Source organism: Nocardioides sp., from assembly GCF_036274455.1.
Taxonomy (GTDB): domain Bacteria; phylum Actinomycetota; class Actinomycetes; order Propionibacteriales; family Nocardioidaceae; genus Nocardioides.
The window spans coordinates 1-21,497 of the sequence record NZ_DASUFR010000082.1 but is presented as its reverse complement, the minus strand read 5'-3'; the positions used below and the strand labels follow the sequence as shown (position 1 = coordinate 21,497).

General features: G+C 72.0%; 21 protein-coding genes. 5 read left to right on the top strand and 16 right to left on the bottom strand.

The window, feature by feature from the left end; translation table 11 throughout:
• Positions 1 to 125: 125 nt before the first annotated feature.
• Genes ccsB through hemL form a run of 6 tightly spaced genes read right to left on the bottom strand, consistent with a single transcriptional unit; the run spans position 126 to position 6,060 of the window.
• Positions 126 to 1,091, bottom strand: a complete 966-nt coding sequence (gene ccsB, locus VFV89_RS07985) for a c-type cytochrome biogenesis protein CcsB (protein WP_329705392.1) — start codon at positions 1,089 to 1,091, stop codon at positions 126 to 128.
• Positions 1,088 to 2,674: a cytochrome c biogenesis protein ResB gene (gene resB, locus VFV89_RS07980; protein ID WP_329705391.1), complete on the bottom strand. Its 1,587-nt coding sequence runs from the start codon at positions 2,672 to 2,674 to the stop codon at positions 1,088 to 1,090. Before resB ends, ccsB begins: the two co-directional genes overlap by 4 nt.
• Before the next feature lie 4 nt (positions 2,675 to 2,678).
• Positions 2,679 to 3,437: a cytochrome c biogenesis CcdA family protein gene (locus tag VFV89_RS07975; RefSeq protein ID WP_329705390.1), complete on the bottom strand. Its 759-nt coding sequence runs from the start codon at positions 3,435 to 3,437 to the stop codon at positions 2,679 to 2,681.
• Complete coding sequence (locus VFV89_RS07970) at positions 3,430 to 4,011, bottom strand: TlpA disulfide reductase family protein (protein ID WP_329705389.1); 582 nt, start codon at positions 4,009 to 4,011, stop codon at positions 3,430 to 3,432. The genes VFV89_RS07975 and VFV89_RS07970 overlap by 8 nt, the downstream gene beginning before the upstream one ends.
• 1 nt (position 4,012) lies before the next feature.
• Complete coding sequence (locus tag VFV89_RS07965; RefSeq protein ID WP_329705388.1) at positions 4,013 to 4,705, bottom strand: histidine phosphatase family protein; 693 nt, start codon at positions 4,703 to 4,705, stop codon at positions 4,013 to 4,015.
• A gap of 38 nt (positions 4,706 to 4,743) precedes the next feature.
• Positions 4,744 to 6,060, bottom strand: a complete 1,317-nt coding sequence (hemL, locus tag VFV89_RS07960; protein ID WP_329705387.1) for a glutamate-1-semialdehyde 2,1-aminomutase — start codon at positions 6,058 to 6,060, stop codon at positions 4,744 to 4,746.
• Between the two features lie 203 nt (positions 6,061 to 6,263).
• Between hemL and VFV89_RS07955 the strand changes: the two genes are divergently transcribed.
• Positions 6,264 to 7,478, top strand: coding sequence for a lytic murein transglycosylase (locus VFV89_RS07955; RefSeq protein WP_329705386.1), 1,215 nt, complete (start codon positions 6,264 to 6,266; stop codon positions 7,476 to 7,478).
• Positions 7,479 to 7,508: 30 nt separating this feature from the next.
• A complete protein-coding gene (locus tag VFV89_RS07950) occupies positions 7,509 to 7,871 on the top strand; it encodes a VOC family protein (protein WP_329705385.1) in 363 nt (120 codons plus the stop codon).
• 82 nt (positions 7,872 to 7,953) lie between these two features.
• Here the strand turns inward: VFV89_RS07950 and hemB are convergent, their stop codons facing one another.
• The 7 genes from hemB to VFV89_RS07915 all read right to left on the bottom strand — a co-directional run bounded on the left by hemB (position 7,954) and on the right by VFV89_RS07915 (position 15,723).
• Positions 7,954 to 8,991 carry a porphobilinogen synthase gene (gene hemB, locus VFV89_RS07945; protein ID WP_329705384.1) on the bottom strand — a complete coding sequence of 346 codons (1,038 nt, stop codon included), beginning with the start codon at positions 8,989 to 8,991 and terminating at the stop codon, positions 7,954 to 7,956.
• A 91-nt stretch (positions 8,992 to 9,082) separates the two neighbouring features.
• The gene (gene cobA / locus VFV89_RS07940) at positions 9,083 to 10,744 is read right to left on the bottom strand and encodes a uroporphyrinogen-III C-methyltransferase (RefSeq protein WP_329705383.1); all 1,662 of its coding nucleotides are present in this window, start codon (positions 10,742 to 10,744) and stop codon (positions 9,083 to 9,085) included.
• Positions 10,741 to 11,694, bottom strand: a complete 954-nt coding sequence (gene hemC, locus VFV89_RS07935; RefSeq protein ID WP_329705382.1) for a hydroxymethylbilane synthase — start codon at positions 11,692 to 11,694, stop codon at positions 10,741 to 10,743. The genes cobA and hemC overlap by 4 nt, the downstream gene beginning before the upstream one ends.
• A complete protein-coding gene (locus VFV89_RS07930) occupies positions 11,691 to 12,983 on the bottom strand; it encodes a glutamyl-tRNA reductase (protein ID WP_329705381.1) in 1,293 nt (430 codons plus the stop codon). Before VFV89_RS07930 ends, hemC begins: the two co-directional genes overlap by 4 nt.
• On the bottom strand, positions 12,980 to 13,642 hold the full coding sequence (locus VFV89_RS07925) for a redox-sensing transcriptional repressor Rex (RefSeq protein ID WP_329705380.1): 663 nt from the start codon (positions 13,640 to 13,642) through the stop codon (positions 12,980 to 12,982). Before VFV89_RS07925 ends, VFV89_RS07930 begins: the two co-directional genes overlap by 4 nt.
• A gap of 220 nt (positions 13,643 to 13,862) precedes the next feature.
• A complete protein-coding gene (locus tag VFV89_RS07920) occupies positions 13,863 to 14,114 on the bottom strand; it encodes a glutaredoxin family protein (protein ID WP_329705379.1) in 252 nt (83 codons plus the stop codon).
• A gap of 7 nt (positions 14,115 to 14,121) precedes the next feature.
• Positions 14,122 to 15,723 (bottom strand): class I adenylate-forming enzyme family protein, encoded by a 1,602-nt coding sequence (locus tag VFV89_RS07915; RefSeq protein ID WP_329705378.1) that lies wholly within the window; start codon positions 15,721 to 15,723, stop codon positions 14,122 to 14,124.
• Positions 15,724 to 15,767: 44 nt separating this feature from the next.
• On the opposite strand from VFV89_RS07915, the gene VFV89_RS07910 reads away from it, so the two are divergent.
• From VFV89_RS07910 to VFV89_RS07900, 3 genes are all read left to right on the top strand, one after another.
• A complete protein-coding gene (locus VFV89_RS07910; RefSeq protein WP_329705377.1) occupies positions 15,768 to 16,652 on the top strand; it encodes an HAD-IB family hydrolase in 885 nt (294 codons plus the stop codon).
• Positions 16,653 to 16,773: 121 nt separating this feature from the next.
• Positions 16,774 to 17,589 carry a sigma-70 family RNA polymerase sigma factor gene (locus VFV89_RS07905; RefSeq protein WP_329705376.1) on the top strand — a complete coding sequence of 272 codons (816 nt, stop codon included), beginning with the start codon at positions 16,774 to 16,776 and terminating at the stop codon, positions 17,587 to 17,589.
• Positions 17,590 to 17,701: 112 nt separating this feature from the next.
• On the top strand, positions 17,702 to 18,943 hold the full coding sequence (locus tag VFV89_RS07900) for a DUF5667 domain-containing protein (protein ID WP_329705375.1): 1,242 nt from the start codon (positions 17,702 to 17,704) through the stop codon (positions 18,941 to 18,943).
• 40 nt (positions 18,944 to 18,983) lie between these two features.
• Here the strand turns inward: VFV89_RS07900 and VFV89_RS07895 are convergent, their stop codons facing one another.
• Genes VFV89_RS07895 through VFV89_RS07885 form a run of 3 tightly spaced genes read right to left on the bottom strand, consistent with a single transcriptional unit; the run spans position 18,984 to position 21,378 of the window.
• Positions 18,984 to 20,153 carry a lysophospholipid acyltransferase family protein gene (locus VFV89_RS07895; RefSeq protein ID WP_329705374.1) on the bottom strand — a complete coding sequence of 390 codons (1,170 nt, stop codon included), beginning with the start codon at positions 20,151 to 20,153 and terminating at the stop codon, positions 18,984 to 18,986.
• Positions 20,146 to 21,237 (bottom strand): NAD-dependent epimerase/dehydratase family protein, encoded by a 1,092-nt coding sequence (locus tag VFV89_RS07890; RefSeq protein WP_329705373.1) that lies wholly within the window; start codon positions 21,235 to 21,237, stop codon positions 20,146 to 20,148. The genes VFV89_RS07895 and VFV89_RS07890 overlap by 8 nt, the downstream gene beginning before the upstream one ends.
• Before the next feature lie 39 nt (positions 21,238 to 21,276).
• The gene (locus tag VFV89_RS07885; RefSeq protein WP_008356322.1) at positions 21,277 to 21,378 is read right to left on the bottom strand and encodes a 30S ribosomal protein bS22; all 102 of its coding nucleotides are present in this window, start codon (positions 21,376 to 21,378) and stop codon (positions 21,277 to 21,279) included.
• Positions 21,379 to 21,497 lie beyond the last annotated feature (119 nt).

Below are 21,497 nucleotides of genomic sequence, written 5' to 3'. Positions count from 1 at the left end.
TGGTGCCCGAGATCCTCGGCAAAGCCGGGTCCGGCGCAGGCGCCGCGCAGCGGTGCCGAAGGCGTCCTTGACGGCGGGTTGCGGCGTGCTACGCGCGCGGCCGCCCCCCACGGATCCGTCGGAGCTCAGTGCACCGACGAGATCGGCGCCGACGCACCGGCGTAGGAGTGCTGGCTGGAGGTCGAGAAGTAGTTGATCCCGATGAAGTTGAACCAGAGGGTCAGCGTGCCGACCAGCGCCAGGATCGCGGCGTTGCGGCCGCGCCAGCCGGCGGTCGTGCGGGCGTGGAGGTAGGCCGCGTAGACGACCCAGGTGATGAACGCCCACACCTCCTTGGGGTCCCAGTTCCAGTACGACGACCACGCCTGGTGGGCCCAGATCGGGCCGGTGATCAGCACCGCGAAGGTCCACACCGGGAACGCGAACGCGTGGATCCGGTAGGAGATCAGGTCGAGCTTCTCCAGCGAGGGCACCCGCCCCCAGAAGCCGGTCTCGGGTGCCGACGCGCGGCGCTTGAGCAGGTAGGCCGCTGAGGTCATCCCGCCCAGCGTGAAGGCGCCGGTCGCGAGGATGGCGGAGACCACGTGGATCACGAGCCAGTAGCTGTTGAGCGCTTCCGGGAGCGGGCCGGTCGCGTCGTAGAGCCACAGCACCGCGACCATCAGCAGCGTCAGCACGAACGCGACCACCAGCGGGGCCAGCCAGTCCAGCGGCCAGCGCCGGCTCAGGACGAGGTAGAAGAAGCCGACCACGAAGGTGCCGGTGAGGGTGAACTCGTACATGTTGCCCCACGGCACCCGGTTGGGGTCCGCGCTCATGCCCCGGGCGAAGATCGCGAGGAAGTGCACCGCCACGGCGATGCAGGTCAGAAGCAGCCCGAGCCGCCCGAAGATCGCCACCCGGTCGCTCGCGCGCTCGACGTCGGGGGCAGGCTCCGACGCCGGGCCGCCCGCACCGACCAGCACCTGCGACCTGTCGACCTGGCGCATCGACGACCACTCGACGACGTAGGCGATCAGGGCGAGGAAGTAGACCACCCCGGCGGCCGCGACCGCCTGGTTGCTCAGCGTCCCCCACGCGGCGTCGGTCATGCCTTCTCCTTGCGATCCGGTGACGGCTCCTGCAACGCCGATACCAGGGACGACAGTACGGCGTCGGTGTCGGCGCCGCCCGAGCGGTCCAGTGCCGCGATCTCGACCAGGGTGCCGTCGTCGCCCTCGGTGACCCGCAGCCAGACCCGGCGCGAGCGGATGAACAGCGACCCCATCAGCCCCAGCAGGGCGAGCACCACGCCGAGCAGCGCGATGTCCTTGCCGGGGGTGTGGCTGATCTGGATCCGCTGCCAGGACACGACCTTGTCGAAGGTGACGCTGCCCAGCCCGTCGGGCAGCTGCACGGTGTCGCCGGGCGCGAGGCTGAGGCGCAGGGGCTTGCCGTCGTCGCCCGAAACCGCGGTCGCCTTCGACTTGTCGAGGGTGTAGACCGACTGCGCGGCGCCGGAGTCGAGGTTGAGGTCGCCGGTGTAGACGTTGAGCGAGAGCAGGGGGTTGACGTCGTTGCCGCCGAGGTTGACCGGGTCGCCGTCGACGTTGGCGAACGTCGGGTAGAAGTAGCCCTCCAGCCCGATCTGGCCGGGCTTGGCGTCCGGTGCCTTGATCACGCCGAACGAGAACAGGTCCGGTCCCATCGGCAGGAACACCACCGGCCCCGACGCCGCGACGTTCCCCTGGCCGTCGCGCACCGTCACCACCGGTGCGTAGCCGTGGCCGATCAGGAACAGCTCCGTGCCACCGATCGTGAGCGGGTGGTTGACGCGGAGGTCGTACTGCTTGTCGGGCCCACCCGGCTGCTCGGTGTAGCTCAGGTCGGCGTTGAAGCCCCGGGCCATCCCGGCACGCGGGCCGGACGTCAGCCAGTCGACGTCGAAGTGGTTGACGGTGAAGCTGAACGGGTCCATCCCGTCGGGGTCGAAGAGGCTGCCGGGCACGAAGTCGTCGTACTGCGTCAGGTTGTTGGCGAAGGGCTGGCCCTGCACCAGGATGACGCCACCCTTGAAGCCGAACAGTGAGCCCAGCGCGAAGCCGACGAGCACCACCAGCACCGCGAGGTGGAAGACGAGGTTGCCGAGCTCGCGCAGGTAGCCGCGCTCGGCGCTGACGGTGGTGCCGTCGGACTCCCGTCGCAGCCGGTAACGCTTCCGCGCCAGGACCGTCCGCGCGCGCTCGAGCACGACCTCGGCCGGCTCGGTCGTGGCGTACGACGCGTGGCTGGGCATCCGGGCCAGGTTGCGCGGGGCCGCCGGCGGCTGCGCCCGAAGCGCGCGGAGGTAGACGAGGCTGCGGGGAATGATGCAGCCCAGCAGCGAGACGACCAGCAGGACGTAGATGGCCGCGAACCACGGCGAGCCGTAGACGTTGAAGATTCCCAGCTTCTCGTAGACCGGGGTGAGCGTCTCGTGCGCCTTCTTCCACTCGCCTGCCTTGAGCGAGTCGACCCGCTCCTGGGGGACGAGCGAGCCGGGCACGGCGGCGAGGGCGAGCAGCAGGAGCAGGATCAGGGCGATCCGCATCGAGGTGAGCTGCCGCCACATCCACCGGAGCAGCTCGCGCAGGGTGAGCTCGCCGGAGCGGCGCTCGGGCGCCGGGGCGGTCGGCTTGGTCTCGGTGGCGGTCATGGCGCTACACGCTCGTCTGGAAGTCGTTGACGAGATGGATCTGGAGCCACTGGACCGACTGCTCCCACCAGCCGGTCAGGAGCATGACGCCGATCGCGACGAGCATGACGCCACCGGCCACGCTGACCCAGCGCTGGTGGCGGCGTACGACGGAGAACGCGCCGAGCGCGTGCCGCCAGGCGAGCGCCGCGACGATGAACGGCACCCCGAGCCCGATCGAGTAGAAGGCCAGGAGAACGCCGCCCCTGGTCACGCTCTCGCCGTAGGCCAGGGTCAGGATCACGCCGAGGGTCGGGCCGATGCACGGCGTCCAGCCGAGGCCGAACAGGAAGCCGAGCAGCGGCGCCGCCGCCAGCCCGACCGCAGGCACCTTGTGCACCCTGACGTCGCGCTGGAACAGCGGCACCAGCCCCATGAAGACCAGCCCGAGGACGACCGCCACGACGCCCAGGACGATCGTGAACGTGCGCGAGTACTCGAAGAACCAGCGGCTCACGCCGGCCGACAGCACGCCGAGCGCGACGAAGACGGTCGAGAAACCGAGCACGAACAGGACCGAGCCGGCCAGCATCCGCCCACGGTGCGGCGCGGCCTCGGAGTCAGCGAGGTCGGCGCCGGACAGGCCGGTGGTGTAGGAGAGATAGCCGGGCAGCAGCGGGATGACGCACGGGGAGAAGAACGACACCAGCCCGGCGAGCACCGCGATCGGTACGGCGAGCAGCATCGACCCGGAGAACGCCGTGTCGCGCAGCCAGTCAGCCATGTTCTGCCGCCACCTGGTCGACGACGTCGAGCAGCGTGCGCGTCGAGGGGAGCTGGCCGCGGATCAGCGCAGCCAGCCGGCCCTCGCGGTCGAGCACCATCGTGCTCGGTGTCTCGCGCGGGTTGTACGGCGGTGGGAAGCTCAGCAGCGTCTTGCTGCCCGGGTCGTAGATCGAGGGCCAGGTGACTCCGAAGGTGCGCTCGAAGGCGAGCGGGTTGTCCTTGCTCGTCTCCCGGATGTCGACCCCGACAACCTGTGCGTCGTCCGGAAGGTCCGACTCCGCCTGCACCAGCGACGGTGCCTCCGCCCGGCACTCAGGACACCAGGCGCCCCAGACGTTCACGACCACGACCTGCCCGCGGAGGTCCGCCAGGTCGAGGTGGTCGCCGTCCAGCGTCTCCCCCGACACCTCGACCGGCCGGCCGCGGTCGGAGGCGTCGACGACGGTCACCAGCCCGTCGCCGCTGACGTAGTTCTTGCCCTCGGTGCCGTTGGCCTCGGTGCACGCGGTCGCCATCGCGGCCGTCGCCGCGAGGGCGGCGACGACCAGGGGAAGACGGCTGCGGAGGTGCATCTCAGACTGGCCCGGAGTCCTCCGGCGCAGCCTCCTCGGGGGCGTTGCCCGCGGAGAACGGCATCTTCTTGTCCTTGGCCGGGATCAGGTCGCCGGCCGGCTCGCTGTAGGAGACCTGGGTGATCGCGTCTCCGACGAAGTGGAACGACGTGATCGAGCAGAGGGTGCACTGACGCCGCCGCGGGTCGTGCACGAACGAGCGGTGTTCGACGTGCAGCCGGGTGATCCAGATCGGCAGCTGGTGGGAGACGATGACCGCCTCGTGGCCGCTCGCCTCGGCGCGGGCGTCGTGGACGGCGGACATCATCCGCACCACGACGTCCTTGTAGGGCTCGCCCCACGACGGCTTGAACGGGTTCCACAGGTGGCGCCAGGCCGACGGCTTGAGCAGCGCGTTGCTGCCGTTGGCGAACCGCTTGCCCTCGAAGACGTTGGTGGACTCGATCACCCGCTCGTCGGAGACGATCTCGACGCCGTGCGCCTTCGCGAGTGGGGTCGCGGTCTCCTGCGCCCGCTCGAGCGGGGAGGAGCGCACGTGGGTGATGTCGCGGTGGGCGGTCGCCTCGGCGACCCGCTCGGCCATCCGGCGGCCGAGGTCGGAGAGGTGGTAGCCGTCGCGGCGGCCGTAGAGGACGCCCTCGGGGTTGTGCACCTCGCCGTGCCGGACCAGGTGGACGACGGTGTCGGGGGTCAAGCTCTCGTCACCTTTCACTGGGTCATTCACTGGGTCATTCACTGGGTCTTCTGGGCGGCAGCGGCGGCGCGCGCCGCCTCGGGCAGCGCGTCGAGCACGGTCTGCACGGCGCGGTCGTCGTGGGCGGCAGAGAGGAACCACGCTTCGTACGCCGACGGGGGCAGGTGGACACCGCGGTCGAGCATCGCGTGGAAGAACGCGGCGTACGCCGCCGAGTCGGTGCGCTGCGCGTCGGTGAAGTCGCGCACCGGCCCCTCGGCGAAGAAGACCGAGAACATCGTCCCGGTGGCCTTGACGGTGTGCACGACCCCGGCACTCGAGAGCGCGTCGGAGACCGCGGTCCTGATCACCTCGCCGATCTTGCTCAGGTGGTCGTAGACGTCGTCGGTGGCGAGCCGCAGCGTGGCCAGCCCGGCGGTCGTGGCCACCGGGTTCCCGGACAGCGTGCCGGCCTGGTAGACCGGCCCCTCCGGCGCGAGGTGGTGCATCACGTCGGCCCGGCCCCCGAACGCCGCGGCCGGGAAGCCGCCGCCCATCACCTTCCCGAAGGTCATCAGGTCCGGCTGCCAGCCCTCCCGGGCCCCGTCGAGCCCCCACTGCCCGCGCTTGGAGGCCCGGAACCCGGTCATCACCTCGTCGCTGACGAACAGCGCGCCGTGGGTCCGGCAGGTCTCGGCGAGGAGCTGGTTGAAGCCGGGCTCCGGCGGGACCACGCCCATGTTGCCGGGGGCTGCCTCGGTGATCAGGCAGGCGATCCGGTCGCCGAGCTCGGCGAAGGCCTTCTCGACGGCGGCGCGGTCGTTGTAGGGCAGCACCACGGTGAGCTCGGTCGAGGAGGCCGGGACGCCGGGGGTGCCCGGCAGCGCGAACGTCGCGACCCCGGAGCCCGCCGAGGCCAGCAGCGAGTCGACGTGGCCGTGGTAGCAGCCGGCGAACTTCACGACCACGTCGCGGCCGGTGAACCCGCGCGCCAGCCGGATCGCCGACATGGTGGCCTCGGTGCCCGATGAGACGAACCGGACCCGCTCGACCGGCGTGCGGGCCACGATCTCCTCGGCCAGCTCGACCTCGGGCCGGGTGGGCGTGCCGTACGACGTACCGCGGCCCACCGCGTCACGGACCGCTGCCTCGACCTCCGGATGGGCGTGGCCGAGCAGCATCGGCCCCCAGGAGCAGATCAGGTCGACGTAGTCGTTGCCGTCGACGTCGGTCAGCCAAGCGCCCTTGGCGGAGGCGATGAACCGCGGAGTGCCGCCGACGGCGTTGAAGGCCCGGACCGGGGAGTTCACGCCGCCGGGGGTGACCGCCAGTCCGCGCTCGTAGAGCGCGGCGGACTCGCTGGTCTCCCGGGGCACGCTTCATTGTCCCCGAGCCGCCTGAGAGAGCCGCATCCGCCTCGGTTTCGGCGTCCGGACAGCGGGAACCGTCGTACAAACGGGTGATGTGACGTGCACGGAGGTCACATGTTGCGGACGGGCGCGTAACTTGTTGGTCAGAGCAGTCGTTGGGTGACTGGTACGTCTGGAGGGGACGTCCGGTGACGGGAGAGAGCAGCCAAATGTCCGCTGAGCGATTCGGGCGCCTGCACAAGGCGACGGCGCTGGTCCCGCTGGCGCTGCTGTCTGCCGCCTGGACCGCCAACCTGCTCGGCGTGAGCACCCCCACCGCGGCCGCCGGCGAGCGGCCCGACCCGACCCTGCCCGACGGCAGCAGCGTGCCCGCCCAAGCCATCCAGGCTCCGGCCAGCGTCTCCGACGGCAGCCTGATCGCGCCGGGCATCGGCGCCGGCGATGTCCAGCAGATCGTCGCCGACGCGGCCAGCTCCGGTATCCCGTCCGCGGCCCTCGCCGCCTACCAGCGCGCCGAGACCGTGATCAACGCCGCCGACCCCTCCTGCCACCTCGACTGGCAGCTGCTCGCCGCGATCGGGCGGGTGGAGTCCAACCACGGTCGCGCCGACGGCAACACCCTCGACGACAACGGTCTGGCGACCCCGGGGATCTACGGCGTCGCGCTCAACGGCTCCAACAACACCACCGAGATCGTCGACACCGACGCCGGTGCCTTCGACAACGACGCGACCTACGACCGCGCGGTCGGCCCGATGCAGTTCATCCCCTCGACCTGGGCGGTCGTGGGGGTCGACGCCGACGGCGACGGCGTGCGCAACCCGCAGGACATCGACGACGCGGCTCTCGGCACCGCGGTCTACCTCTGCTCCGGCCCCGACGACCTCGGCACCGACGCCGGCCGCCGGGCTGCGGTCTACCGCTACAACCACAGCCAGCCCTACGTCGACCTCGTGCTCCAGATCATGGAGGCCTACGAGCAGGGCGACTTCACCTCGATCCCCAACGGCACCATGCTGGCGGGCAGCCCCCTGACCAAGACGCCCCCGCCGCTGCACGTGCCCGGCACACCCGCGCAGCCCGACCAGCAGATCACGATCACTCACTCCGGCTCGACCGGCGAGACCTCGGACGACCCAACGCCCGGCACCGGCGGGACGCCCACGGCCGGCCCCACCACGCCGACCGGTGGCGGCGGCAGCGGCGGCGGAGGCGGTGGCGGCACCGGCAGTGGTGGCGGTGGTGGCGGCGGCGTCCACGTCGGCACCGTGACCGTCCCGCCACTCCCCACGACGGGGCTGCCGCCCGTCGATCAGACCCTGACGCTGGCCCAGGCCACCCTCCAGTGCACCCTCGACGGCATCAGCCAGCTGCTGCAGCCGCAGGCCTTCCAGCAGTGCCTCGACCACTACATGAACCCCTGAGCTACCTCACCTCGTGCTCTAATCCCTCGCATGCGACTGGTGCAGGTGGCCCAGCGGGCCGAGGACCTCGCGCGGGCGAGCGCGTTCTACGCCGACCTGCTCGGAGTGCCCGCCTCGGCGACGTACGACCCGCCCGGGCTGGTCTTCTTCGACCTGGCGGGCACCCGGCTGATGCTCGAGGGCAACGCTCCCTCGGCGATGCTCTACCTGTCCGTCCCGGACATCGAGGCCACCATCGAGCGGCTGCGTGCCGCCGGCGTCACGATCGAGTCCGAGCCGCACGTCATCTTCAGCCACGAGGACGACACCCTCGGCCCAGCCGGGACCGACGAGTGGCAGGCCTTCATCCGGGACTCGGAAGGAAATCTGGTAGGCCTCGTCGAGCACCGTTGAATCGGGACTTCTGCCGGTTGAATCGGTAGCGCACGTGCTCGAGCCGTCCGAATCTGCGGATTCAACCGGCAGAAGTCCCGATTCAACGCCTCAACAACCTCGCGGCCTCGACGGCCCAATAGGTGAGCACCACGTCGGCGCCCGCGCGGCGGATGGAGGTGAGCACCTCGAGGATGGCCGGCTCGCGGTCGATCCAGCCATTTGCGGCGGCGGCCTCGACCATGGCGTACTCGCCCGAGACGTTGTAGGCCGCCACGGGGACGTCGACGGCGTCGCGGACCCGGCGGACCACGTCGAGGTAGCCCAGGGCCGGTTTCACCATCACGATGTCGGCGCCCTGCTCGACGTCGAGCAGGGCCTCGCGGACGCCCTCGACGGCGTTGGCGGAGTCCTGCTGGTAGGTCCGCCGGTCGCCCTCGAGCGAGGACGAGACCGCCTCGCGGAAGGGACCGAAGAACGCGGAGGCGTACTTGGCCGAGTAGGCCAGGATCGAGACGTCGGCGTGGCCGTTGGCGTCGAGCGCGTCGCGGACCACGCGGACCTGGCCGTCCATCATCCCGCTGGGGCCGACCATGTCGACGCCCGCGTCGGCCTGGGCCTGCGCCATCTCCGCGTAGGCCACGAGGGTCCGGTCGTTGTCGACCCGGCCGTCCGGCGTGAGGAGCCCGCAGTGGCCGTGGTCGGTGAACTCGTCGAGGCACAGGTCGCTCATCACCGTGAGCGCGTCGCCGACCTCGCCCACGGCGTCGTTGATCGCGAGGTTGAGGATCCCCGACGGGTCCACGGCGCCCGAGCCCACGGCGTCCTTGCGCTCCGGGATCCCGAACAGCATCACGCCGCCGAGGCCGAGGTCGGCCGCCTCTGCGACCGCCTTGAGCATGGTGTCGCGCGTGTGCTGGACGACCCCCGGCATCGAGGCGACCGGCACCGGTTCGGAGATCCCCTCGCGCACGAACAGCGGCAGCACCAGCTGTCCCGGCGACACGGTCGTCTCGGCGACGAGCCGGCGCAGCCCGGGCGTACGACGCAGCCGCCTCGGCCGGATCAGGGGCCCGACCGCTGAACCGGTGGCTGAGGGCGGCGAGGAACGAGCCGCGTCACGAAGCCCGTCGTCGGTCATCAGCTTCCGTCCCAGCCCGGGCTGCGGATGGTCCTGACAGGCTCGACCTCCGGGTCGCTGAGCACCCGGCTCGCAGCGCTCGCGGTGCTCATCAGCCCCGGACCTTGCTCCTGCGCGCCGCGGGCTTCCGCTCGGACGGACGCGTGACCGGCTCGCCGGCCTCCAGCATCGCGGTCCGGCGGGCGGCACCGAAGTCGGCCAGCGCGTCGACGAGCTCGTCCACGTCGGGCTTCGGCGCGAGGACGTCGACCCGCAGGCCGTGCTCCTCGGCGGTCTTGGCCGTGGCCGGGCCGATCACCGCGATCACCGTCGACGGGTGCGGCTTGCCGGCGATGCCGACCAGGTTGCGCACCGTCGAGGACGAGGTGAAGACCACCGCGTCGAACCTGCCGGACTTGATCGCGTCACGGGTGGCCGCCGGCGGCGGGGCCGCCCGGACGGTCCGGTAGGCCGTGACGTCGTCCACCTCCCAGCCGAGGTCGACCAGGCCCGCGACGAGAGTCTCGGTGGCGATGTCGGCCCGCGGCAGGAACACCCGGTTGATCGGGTCGAGCAGGTCGTCGAACTCCGGCCAGTCCGCGAGCAGGCCGGCCGCGGACTGTTCGCCTGAAGGCACGAGATCTGCGCGCAGCCCCCAGTCCGCGATCGCCTGCGCGGTCTTGTCACCCACCGCGGCGATCTTGAGACCGGAGAAGGCGCGGGCGTCGAGGCCGTACTCCTCGAACTTCTCGCGCACCGCCTTGACCGCGTTGACCGAGGTGAAGGCGATCCACTCGTAGCGGCCCTCGACCAGGCCCCGGAGCGCCTTGTCCATCTGCAGCGGGTTGCGCGGCGGCTCGACGGAGATCGTCGGCACCTCCTCGGGCACCGCGCCGTAGCCACGCAGCCGGGCGACGAGCGGGCCGGCCTGGTCCTTGGTGCGGGGCACCAGGACCCGCCAGCCGAACAACGGCTTGGTCTCGAACCAGGACAGCGCCTCGCGCAGGTCGACGACCCGGCCGATCACGATCACCGCCGGCGGGGCCATCCGCGCGGACCGCGCGTCGGCGGCGATCCCGGACAGTGTCGAGGTGACGGTGGCCTGCTCGGTGGTGGTGCCCACGCGGGTCATCGCGACCGGCGTCTCCGGGTCACGGCCCGCGGCCACCAGCGCCTTGGCGATGTCGCCGACCATGTTGACGCCGGAGAGGACCACGAGCGTGCGGTCGTCGGCGTAGGCCGACCAGTCGACCTTCTCGTGCGCGGTCACGACCGCGACCTCGCGGTGGTCCTTGGTGGTCAGCGGGATGCCGGCGTACGCCGGGACCGCCGACACCGACGAGACGCCGGGCACGATCTCGAACCCGACCCCGGCCTTGGCGCAGGCCTGCGCCTCCTCGGGTCCGGACGCGTAGACGAACGGGTCGCCGGTCATCAGCCGGACGACGCGCTGGCCCTTCTTGGCGTGCTTGACCACGACCTTGGCGCGGGCGGCGTGGGTCAGCGGCTGTCCGTCCTCGCCGAAGCCGCCGTCGACGAACACGGGGCTCTCGCACTCGGCCGGGAGCGAGAGGAGCTGCCGGACCAGGTCGATGTGCTCGGGGGACTCGGTGACGACGACCTCGGCCTGTGAGAGGAGCGTCACCGCCCGCACGGTCAGCAGGTCGGGATCGCCCGGCCCGCTGCCCACGAAGGACACCCAGCCCCGGCCCCCGCTGCCACGACTGGGAGCGGTGGCGGAGCGGTCGTTGACGATGGTCTTGCCTCGCGTCATGCGTCGTGCACCCTGTCTTCTGCTTCTGGTCCTGCTTCGAGATCGCCCGCTCCGTCCGCGAGCATCTCCTTGGCCAGCCGGGCACCGAGCCCGGCCGCGTCCTGTGGGTCGCCGGTGGCCGACATCCGCACGGACAGCTCGCCGTCGGTGGACAGCGCTATCGCGCGCACCCACAGCTCCTCGCCGTCCTCGCCCTCGACCAGCTCGGCCAGTACGCCGATCGGCGCCGAGCACCCGCCCTCGAGCGTGGCCAGCACGGCCCGCTCGGCCTCGACGGCGGCCCGGCTGCCACGGTCGTCGAGCGTCGCCAGCGCGGCCAGCAGGTCGTCGTCGGCCCGGCACTCCACCGCCAGCGCACCCTGACCGGGGGCGGGCAGCATCTGCAGCGGGTCGAGCACCTCGGTGACCTCCTCGAGCCGGCCGATCCGGGCCAGCCCGGCGCGTGCGAGGAGTACGGCGTCGTACTCCCCGGACCGGACCTTGCCGATCCGGGTGTCGACGTTGCCACGAACGCCCACCACGTCCAAACCGAGACCGAGGGCACGCAGCTGGGCGACCCGCCGCGGCGAGCCCGTCCCGACCCGGGCGCCCTGCGGGAGCTCGCCCAGGGTGAGCCCGTCGCGGGCGACGACCACGTCGCGCGGGTCCTCCCGCGTGGGCACCGCGGCCAGCGCGATGCCCTCGGGAGCGGCGGTGGGGAGGTCCTTGAGGGAGTGGACCGCGACGTCCACCTCACCGCGGAGCAGTGCGTCGCGGAGGGCACTGACGAAGACGCCGGTGCCGCCGATCTGCTCCATCGGCGTGCCCGCCCGCTGGGTGCGGTCACCCTCGGTCGTGATCTCGACCAGCTCGGTCTCGCGACCCAGGCGGTCTCGGATCAGCCCGGCGACCAGCCCGGACTGGGTCGTGGCCAGCACCGACCCGCGGGTCCCGATCCGTACGGCGCTCACGAGAGCCCCTCGGGCCGGGTGACGGCGTCGACCGCTTCGGGGTCGAGCGCGAAGAGCTCGGCCAGGGCGGCGGCGTAGGACACCGCACCGGTCTCGTTGGCGAGCTCCTTGATCCGGACCGTCGGCTCGTGGAGGAGCTTGTCGGCGACGCGGCGCACGGTCTGCAGGACCTCGGCGCGCTCCTCGGGTGACAGCGCGGGCAGGCGGTGGTCGAGCCGCTCCATCTCGGCGTCCACGACCGAGGTGGCCATCGAGCGGAGCGCGACGACGGTCGGCGTGACGCTGGCGGAGCGGCGGGCGGCGAGGAACGCCGCAACCTCCTCGGTCACGATCCTGCGCACCTCGGCGACCTCGCGACCGGCGGCGGACGTCTCGAGCTCCTCGGCCAGGTCGACGAGGTCGATCCGGGTCACGCCCGGGAGCTCGGTGACGGCCGGGTCGACGTCGTGCGGCAGCGCCAGGTCGACGAAGACGAGCGGCCGGTCGTCGGTGCGCGCCGACTCGACCATGGCGCGCGGGACGAGGAGCCCGGCGGCGCCGGCACAGGCGATGACCACGTCGGCCTCGGCCAGCACGGCCGGCAGGTCGGGCAGCGCGACGGCCCGGCCGGCGTACTCCCGCGCCAGCCGCTCGGCGCGCTCCGGGGTGCGGTTGACCACGACGACCTCGGCCGCACCACGGCGGGACACGGTGGCGGTGGCGAGCCCGGCCATCGTGCCGGCGCCGACGACCACGACCCGCTGTCCACCGACGTCGCCACCGTGGCGCGCCGCGCGGTCGAGCGCGGTGCCGACCAGGGTCGGGGCGGCGCTGTCGATGTCGGTCTCGGCGCGCGACCGCTTCCCGACGCGCAGCGCCTGCTGGAACAAGACGTTGAGGGCCGGCCCGACAGTGCCGAGCTCCTGCCCGAGCCGGAGCGCCTCGCGCGTCTGGCCCAGGATCTGGCCCTCGCCCACCGCCATCGAGTCGAGCCCGGCGGCCACCTGGAACAGGTGCGAGACCGCGCCGTCGTCGTAGTGGACGTAGAGGTGGCGCAACATCGCCTCCGCCGACTCGCCGGACCGCTCGACGAGCAGCCGGGACAGCTCCTCGACCGAGCCGTGGAACCGGTCGACATCGGCGTAGACCTCGACCCGGTTGCAGGTCGCGATCACCGTCGCCTCGGTGACGTGCTCGCACGCCGCCACGGCCTGCACCAGCTTGGGGACCGCCTCGGCCTCGGGGGCCACCCGCTCCAGCAGCCAGACCGGAGCAGAGTTGTGGGAGACGCCGACGACCAGCACGCTCACGAGACGGCCTCCGCCTGCTTGCGCTGCTCGTGGTAGGCGAGGATCTGCAGCTCGATGGAGAGGTCGACCTTGCGCACGTCGACGCCGTCGGGCACCGCGATGACGGTGGGCGCGAAGTTGAGGATGCTGCTGATCCCGGCCTCGACCATCGAGTCGGCGACGTCCTGCGCGGCGCTCGCCGGGGTGGCGATGACGCCGATGGCTACGCCGTGCTCGCGCACGATGCTGCCGAGGTCGGCGAAATCGCGGACGTCGATCCCGGCCACCACCTCGCCGTGCCGGCGCGGGTCGGCGTCGAGGAGCGCGACGACCCGGAACCCGCGGCTGCGGAAGCCGGAGAAGTTGGCGAGCGCGTGGCCGAGGTTGCCGATGCCGACGATGACCACGGGCCAGTCCTGGGTCACGCCGATCTCGCGGGCGATCTGGTAGCGCAGGTAGTCGACGTCGTAGCCGACCCCGCGGGTGCCGTAGCTCCCGAGGTAGGAGAGGTCCTTGCGGAGCTTGGCGCTGTTGACGCCGGCGGCCGCGGCCAGCTCCTCGCTGGAGCAGGTGGCGGTGCCCTGGTCGGCCAGCGTGATCAGGGCGCGGAGGTAGACGGGCAGGCGCGCGACCGTGGCCTCGGGGATGTCCCGGGCGCTGTCGGTCGTGCGTGCGCTCACCAGACCTTCTCTCCAGCCACTGGTCCGGCGGCTCGCAGGGTCCGCGCCACCAGCGGCCGTTCCACTCTAGGAGTTTGTGAACGCGGGAACAAAACGAGTAATAGGTGGCCTGCGCCACTCCTATGCGCGCGTGGTCGGTCGGCCCGCGGTCGGCATGTAACTCCGTGTTACGTCCACCAGGTCCGTGTCAGAACACCGATCCAGTTGCACGAACACAGAGTTACAAGCCGGGCCGGCCGGCGAGCGCGGCCCGCAGCCGCCCTTCGTCGACCCGCCAGAAGTCGTGCTGGCGCCCGTCGACGAGGGTCACCGGGATCTCCTCGGCGTACCGCTCCTGGAGCTCGGGGGCGGACAGGATCGAGATCTCCTCGTAGGACTCCCCGAGGTCGGCACAGACCCGGTCGATGACCGCGCGGGCGTCGTCGCACAGGTGGCAGCCGGGCTTGGAGTAGAGGGTGACGCGGGCGGTCATGGCGGGCTCACTCGAGCAGGCCGAGCGCGCGGCGGCGCTCGATGCCGCGCAGCCGCCCCTTCTGGACCTTGCCGGTGACGCCCACCGGGAGCTCGGGCACGATCTCGATCCGGCTGGGCTGCTTGAACCTGGCCAGCCGCTCCTCGCAGCGGGCGCGTACGGCGTCGGCCAGCGACTCCCCCGAGCCGACGACGTAGGCCACCACTGCCTCGCCGGTCTGCGGGTCGTCCACCCCGATCACCGCGACCTCGGTGACCCCGGGGACCTCCCGGATCACGTCCTCGACCTCGACCGGGTAGACGTTGAAGCCGGAGACGATCACCAGCTCCTTGAGCCGGTCGACGAGGAACAGGTCGCCGCGGTCGTCGAGGAAGCCGACGTCACCGGTCGACCACCAGCCGTCCGCGTCGGGGCCGTCAGCGCCGTCGGGCCAGTAGCCGCTGAACAGGTTGGCACCCTTGATCTGGATCTCGCCCGGGTCGTCGCCCTCGGGAGGCCGGCCGAGCTCGTCGACCAGGCGGACGTCGATGCCGGGCAGGGCCGCACCCACCGACCCCGGCTGGAGCTGCTTGCTGCACAGCGTGCTCGTCACCACCGGCGAGGCCTCGGTCAGGCCGTAGCCCTGGTGGATCGGGATGCCGGTGCGCTCGGTGAACTCCTGGCCGAGCTCCGGCGACAGCGGCGCCGAGCCGGACAGCATCAGCCGCACCGGGCCCAGCCGCTCCTCGAGCGCGTCGACGTCACGCCAGTAGGCGAAGACCGGCGGCGCCACGGGGACCACGCTGCACGCCTCGTCCTCGATCAGGTCGAGCGTGCCCTGGGGGTCGAACCGCGCCGTCAGCACCAGCTTGGCGCGGTGCCGCGTCACGACGCCGAGGACGGCGTTGAGGCCGTAGACGTGGAACAGCGGGAGGACGCCGAGCACCACGTCGTCACCGTGGATCATCGGCGGGTCCACGGCCGCGACCTGCTCGATGTTCGCCAGCAGCGCACGGTGGGAGAGCATCGCGGCGCGCGGGCGGCCGGACGTGCCGCTGGTGTAGAGGAGCGCGGCCAGCCGCTCGGGGTCCTGGAGGGGCGGTACGGCGCGCGCGGCCTCGGCCCGCAGCTCGTCGTAGGACCGCTCGCCCGGCTCGGGCGCCCCGTCGACCACGACCAGCCGCGGGATGACCAGACGGGCGAGGAGCTCCTCGTCGATCGACGCCTCGGGGCGACCCTCGGCCGCCTCCTGGAGCTGGCGCACGGCGTCCCGGACCGTGGCGACCGTGTCCGCCTCGGCGACGACCATCCGGGCCCCGGAGTCGGCGATCATCCGGGCCAGCTCACCGACCTGCGAGCTCGGGTTGACCGGGACCGCGACCGCCTGGGTGCGCAGCACTGCGAGATAGGTCACGACGAACTCGATCCGGTTGCCGAGCACCAGCATCACCCGGTGGCCGGCCACGATGCCGGCGACACCGAGACCGGTGGCCAGGCGGCCGGCCTCGTCCTCCAGCTCCCGCCACGTGACCCGCCGGCCCCCCGACTCGACGATCGCGAACCGGTCGGGATCCTCGGCGGCGGCCCTGGTCAGCAGGTCCGGGACGGCGGTCGCAGCTCCGTCGGCCATGCACACGGATACTTCCACACCGTCCTGGTGGCTAGGTTGGGAGCGTGGCGCCCAACGACCGTTCCCGCACGCCGCTCAACCTGCAGCAGCGGTCGATCCTCGCCGGCGAGGCGGCGGCCGCCGAGGCGTTCGTCGAGTCCGCCCTCGACTACCCGTCCGACCCGTCGGCGGCGGCGTTCTTCGACGTCGACAACACGATCATGCAGGGCGCGAGCATCTTCCACCTGGTGCGCGGCCTCTACCGGCGGGAGTTCTTCACCACGCGGGAGCTGCTGAGCGCCGGCTGGAAGCAGGCCTACTTCCGCATCGTGGGCGTGGAGGACCCCGACCACGTCGCGGAGGCACGCAACTCGGCCCTCGCCTTCATCGCCGGGCACACGGTCAAGGAGCTCCAGGATCTCGGGGAGGAGATCTTCGACGAGGCGATGGCGCACCGGATCTGGCCGGGCACCCGGGCGCTGGCCCAGCTCCACCTCGACCAGGGCCAGCAGGTCTGGCTGGTCACCGCGGCGCCGGTCGAGATCGCCCAGATCATCGCCCGCCGGCTCGGGCTGACCGGTGCCTTGGGCACGGTGGCCGAGAGCGAGGACGGCGTCTACACGGGCAAGCTGGTCGGTGACATGCTGCACGGCCCGGCCAAGGCCGAGGCCATCAAGGCGCTGGCCGCCCGCGAGTCGCTCGACCTGAGCCGGTGCTCGGCGTACTCCGACTCCTACAACGACCTGCCGATGCTCAGCCTCGTCGGCGACCCGTGCGCGATCAACCCGGACGCGAAGCTGCGCGCCTACGCGCGCGAGAAGGGCTGGCGGATCCGCGACTACCGCACCGGACGCAAGGCGGCCCGGGCCGGCCTCATCGTCGGCGCCGCCGCGGGGGCGGTCACCGGGGCGGTCGCCGCCGGAGTCTCGCTGCGCGGCCGCCGGCGCTGAGCGCTGAGCAGTGAGCGCTGAGCGCTGCGGTGTGGCGAAGCCAACGATTCGTGTCCGGGTCGTGATTGACACACCTACTATCGGGTAAGGATCGGGGGGAGGGAGGAGGGAGGACTCCGCGGTGCCCGGAGGGAGTCGTGACGCCGCGCGAGGGCTCGAGGCCCTGCGCGAGGCGGTCGCCCATGCCCTCCTCGGCACGCTCGGGGAGCCCGAGCTCGCGCTCGTCCTGGCCGAGGGCGGACGGCGTACGCCGGGCCGCACCCCCGAGCCGCAGGGCTGGGCGCTCAGCGAGGCAGCCGCCACGGAGCTCTCCGACGGCGGGCCGGACCGCCCCGGCCAGGTCTTCGGCGACGCCGACCTGGCCACGTCGTCGGAGGAGACCGAGGAGGAGCGCCGCCGCCTGATCGCCCTCGTCGAGCTGGCCCGCACGGGCGACGCCGACGCCTTCGGCATGCTCTACGACCACTACCAGGGGTCGGTCCACCGCTTCCTCTTCTACCGGACCCGGTCCAGCACGCTGGCCGAGGACCTCACCTCCGAGACGTTCTTCCGGGCCCTGCGGAACATGCAGAACTTCCGCTGGCAGGGCAAGGACTTCGGCGCCTGGCTGATGACCATCGCGCGCAACCTCGCCACCGACCACTTCAAGGCCGGCCGCACCCGCCTCGAGCTCGCGACCGAGGACATGGGCATCCACGACGACGCCACCGAGGGGCCTGAGCAGGCGGTGCTGGCGGGCCTGACCAACCAGATCCTGCTCAAGGCGCTCACCGAGCTGCCCAGCGAGCAGAAGGACTGCCTGATCATGCGGTTCCTCCAGGGCATGAGCATCGCCGAGACCGCGGGCGTCCTGGGTCGCAGTGAGGGTGCCGTCAAGCAGCTCCAGCTGCGCGGGGTGCGCAACCTCGCGAAGCTGATGCCGGAGGGGATCCGCTGATGACGGACCACCTCCTCACCCGCGTAACCCGGGCCGAGACCGCGTCGTTGTGTCGTACGTCGGCGTCTCATCACGGGGACGACGCCGGCACACACACGAACGGAACGCAGCGATGAACCCCCTCTTCCCGGCACGACGGCGTGCCGAGAGATTCGACTCCCTGGTCGAGGGCGGGCGACCGGATGACGTCGACCCCGCCACCTCCGACCTGCTCGAGCTCGTGGGCGCCCTGCGCTCGATGCCGCAGCCGCAGGCTCGGCCCGAGTTCGTCGCCGACCTCCGCGAGCGGCTGATGGTGGCGGCCGCGACCGAGCTGCAGCCGGACCGGAGTGCTCGCGAGCGCGACGAGGTCGCGCGGCTGACGGTCAAGCCCGCCCGCACCCGCCGCGAGCGCCGGGTCGCGGTGGCACTGGCCACGGTGGCGATCGTCGGCGCCACCACCTCGATGGCGGTGGCCTCGCAGAGCGCGATCCCCGGCGACGCCCTCTACCCGCTCAAGCGGGCCATCGAGAACACCGAGACCGGGTTCCACCGGGGAGACGAGGCCAAGGGCCGGGCCAACCTCGGCAACGCCTCCACCCGCCTCGACGAGGTCGGCAAGCTCAGCCGCGAGAAGACCCCCGACGTCACGCTGGTCACCCAGACGCTCAACACCTTCGCCCAGCAGTTCACCGACGGCAGCAACGCCCTGCTCGAGGACTACGAGTCCACCGGCGACCAGGGCTCGATCAAGCAGATCCACACCAACGCCGAGCACAGCATCACCACGCTGGCGAGCCTCGACGGCGTCGTGCCGGCCGCGGCTCACGACGCGCTGGTCAAGGCCGCCGGCACCGTCCTGGCCATCGACGCGGAGGCCCACAACGCGTGTCCCGACTGCGGGACCGGGATCCTGGAGGCACCGGCCCAGCTGCTGGCGGACGCCGCCCAGAGCCTCACCGGTGGCACCAGCACCCAGGCCGGCGGTGAGCTGCCCGCCACCACGCCCGGCTCCGGCCGGCCCGGGCTCGACGGCATCAAGGGCTCCAACGACCCGAGCGGGCTGAACCCGCCCGAGACGCCGATCCAGGTGCCCCCGCAGACGACCGCGTCCAGCGACCCCCTCGGCGGCCTGCTGCCGACCCCCGGCGGCACCCAGGGCTCGGGCGGCGGCACCAGCGGCAGCACGGGCGGCTCCGGCGGTTCCGGCGGCTCAGGGAACGGCGGCGGTGGCGGCAGCGGCGGCAAGGGCCACACCCCCGTCGACCTGACCCCGGTCACCCAGCCGGTGGGCGAGACGGTCGACCAGGTGGTCACCGGCGTCGTCGACGGCGTGACCGGGCTGCTCACCGGCCTGACCGGCGGCGGCAAGTAGCCGCGACCCGGCGCGGGCTGCGGCGGTCCGACGCGACCGGCTAGCGGAAGACCGACTGCCGCTGCATCAGCAGCGAGTAGAGCGTCGACTGGATCGTCTCGCGCACCTCGTCGGTGACGTTGAAGACGAGCATCGGGTCCTCGGCCGCACCGGCGTCGAACTCGTCGGTGCGGATCGGCTCACCGAACTCCAGCAGCCACTTCGACGGCAGCGGCACCAGTCCGAGCGGGCCGAGCCACGGGAACAGCGGCGTGATCGGGATGTAGGGCAGCCCCAGGATCCGCGCCAGCGAGGGCAGGTTGGCCACCAGGGGGTAGATCTCCTCGGCTCCCACCACCGACAGCGGGATGATCGGCACCTGCGTGCGCAGTGCGGCCGAGACGAACCCGCCGCGGCCGAACCGCTGGAGCTTGTAGCGCTCGGCGTAGGGCTTGCCGATGCCCTTGAACCCCTCCGGCCAGACGCCCACGAGCTCACCCCCGCGAAGCATCCGCTCGGCGTCCTCGTTGCACGCCAGCGTGGTGCCGCCCTTGCGGGCCAGCGTGCTGACCACGGGCATCCGGAAGACCAGGTCGGCCCCGAGCGGGCGGAGGAACCGGCCGGTCAGGTCGTGGACCATGACCATCGTCATCAGCCCGTCGACCGGGATGGTGCCCGAATGGTTGGACACCACGAGCGCGCCGCCCTCCGCGGGGATGTTCTCGACGCCGCGGACCTCGATGCGGAACCACTTCTGCGCGATCGGGCGCAGCGCCGCCATGAAGAACCGCTCGGTGACCTCCTGGTCGAAGCCGTACTCGTCGACGACGTAGTCGCCGGTCACCCGCCGCCGCAGGAAGGCGAGGAACCGGGCGAGCTGCGGCTCCCACTGGTCGCCGAACAGCTCGCGGGCGGCGTGCTGGAACGCCACCAGCCAGTCGCCGGCCGGGATGCCTCCGGCGGGGACCTGCTCATCGGCGTACGCCGGGGCGCGCTCCTTCGCCGGAGGAGTCGTGTCCGCCGGCTCTCTCGGCTCGGGCTCGGTCGCCTCGACCGGCTCGGTCACCGCCGCATCGTCGGCCTCGGGCCGCGGCGCCGGCCGCTCCTTCCTGACCGCGGCCTTGCGGGCCGCGGGGGCCAGACTGCGCGATGCGGCGGACGGCTTGCCGCTCCCCTGGCCGCGACCCGGGCGCCCGCGGGTGCCGATCGGGATGATCTCCGCGTCACCCACGCTCGCCACCGCCCGCCGGGGCTCCGACCGCACTGAGGGCCACCGGCGCGTCGGGCGGAGGCAGCCGGTCGATCGCCGCCGTGAGCAGCCGCTCGATCCTGCCGCCGGTCGGCATCAGGCCGGAGGCGAGGTCGGCGAACGCCTCCTCGGTCGTGAACGACGGCTCGAAGCCGAGCTGCTCGCGCATCCGGGTGGTGTCCACACCGCGACCGTAGGTGAGGAAGCTGAGCTGTTCGGGAGAGAAGTCCGCCAGCCGGGCACTGCGCAGCACGGACCCGACGCCGCCGACCGCGAAGCCGGGCAGCGGCACCGTGGGCCGGCGCAGCCGGCGCAGCGCCTGGGAGAGCATGAGGATGCCGTCACCGGCGATGTTGAAGGTGCCCGGCAGGTCGGTCCGGATGGCGTGGACGAGCACGTCCATGAGGTCCTGCTCGTGGAGGAACTGCATCCGGGCGTCGAAGCCGAGCACGGTGGGGATCACCGGGAGGCGGAAGTAGGACATCAGCGGGCTGGCGACGTGCGGCCCGATGACGTTGGCGCAGCGGAGGGTGGTGACCCGGACGTCGGGGCGGCGCCGGGCCAGCCCCCGGACGTAGCCCTCGATCTCGGCGACGTCCTTGGCGTAGCCGGACCGGGGCTGGCGCCGCGGCTCCATGTCCTCGGTGAACATGGCGGGGTCGCGGTTGCTGGCCCCGTAGATCGTGGTCGTGGACTTCACGATGAGGTGCTGGACGCTCGGCGCCTTCTGGCAGGCAGCGAGGAGCTGCATCGTGCCGATGACGTTGAGCTCCTTCATCGTGCCGCGTCCACCGGCGCTGCCGGGCGTCGAGATGACGCTCATGTGGACGACGGTGTCGACGTTCTCCTTGGCGATGACCTTGGCGATCACCGGGTTGCGGATGTCGGCACGCACGAACGAGACGTCGCCGATGTCACCGCGGGGCGGGACGACATCGACGCCGATGACGCGGGCGACGGTCGGGTCGGTGGCGATCTGACGCGCCGAACGGCGACCGAGGTCCCGGGAGACCCCGGTCACGAGGACGACCCTGTCCGGGCTGCTGCCCGGGGAGCTGCTCGCCATCTCGGACCCTGATCCGTCGTCGAAGGGGTGGGTGGGTGCCTACTTGCCGAGCTTGCGCCGCTGGACGCGCGTCTTCTTCAGGAGCTTGCGATGCTTCTTCTTCGCCATGCGCTTGCGCCGCTTCTTGATGACCGAACCCACGAACTGACCTTTCGACGGAAGGCTGACGTGGCCCGTCGAAAGCCACCTCAGCGCCCCGCGGTTGGGCCCGCAGGACCGGGCAAGCCTATCCGTCGTACGTCAACGCGCCGAACCCGCGA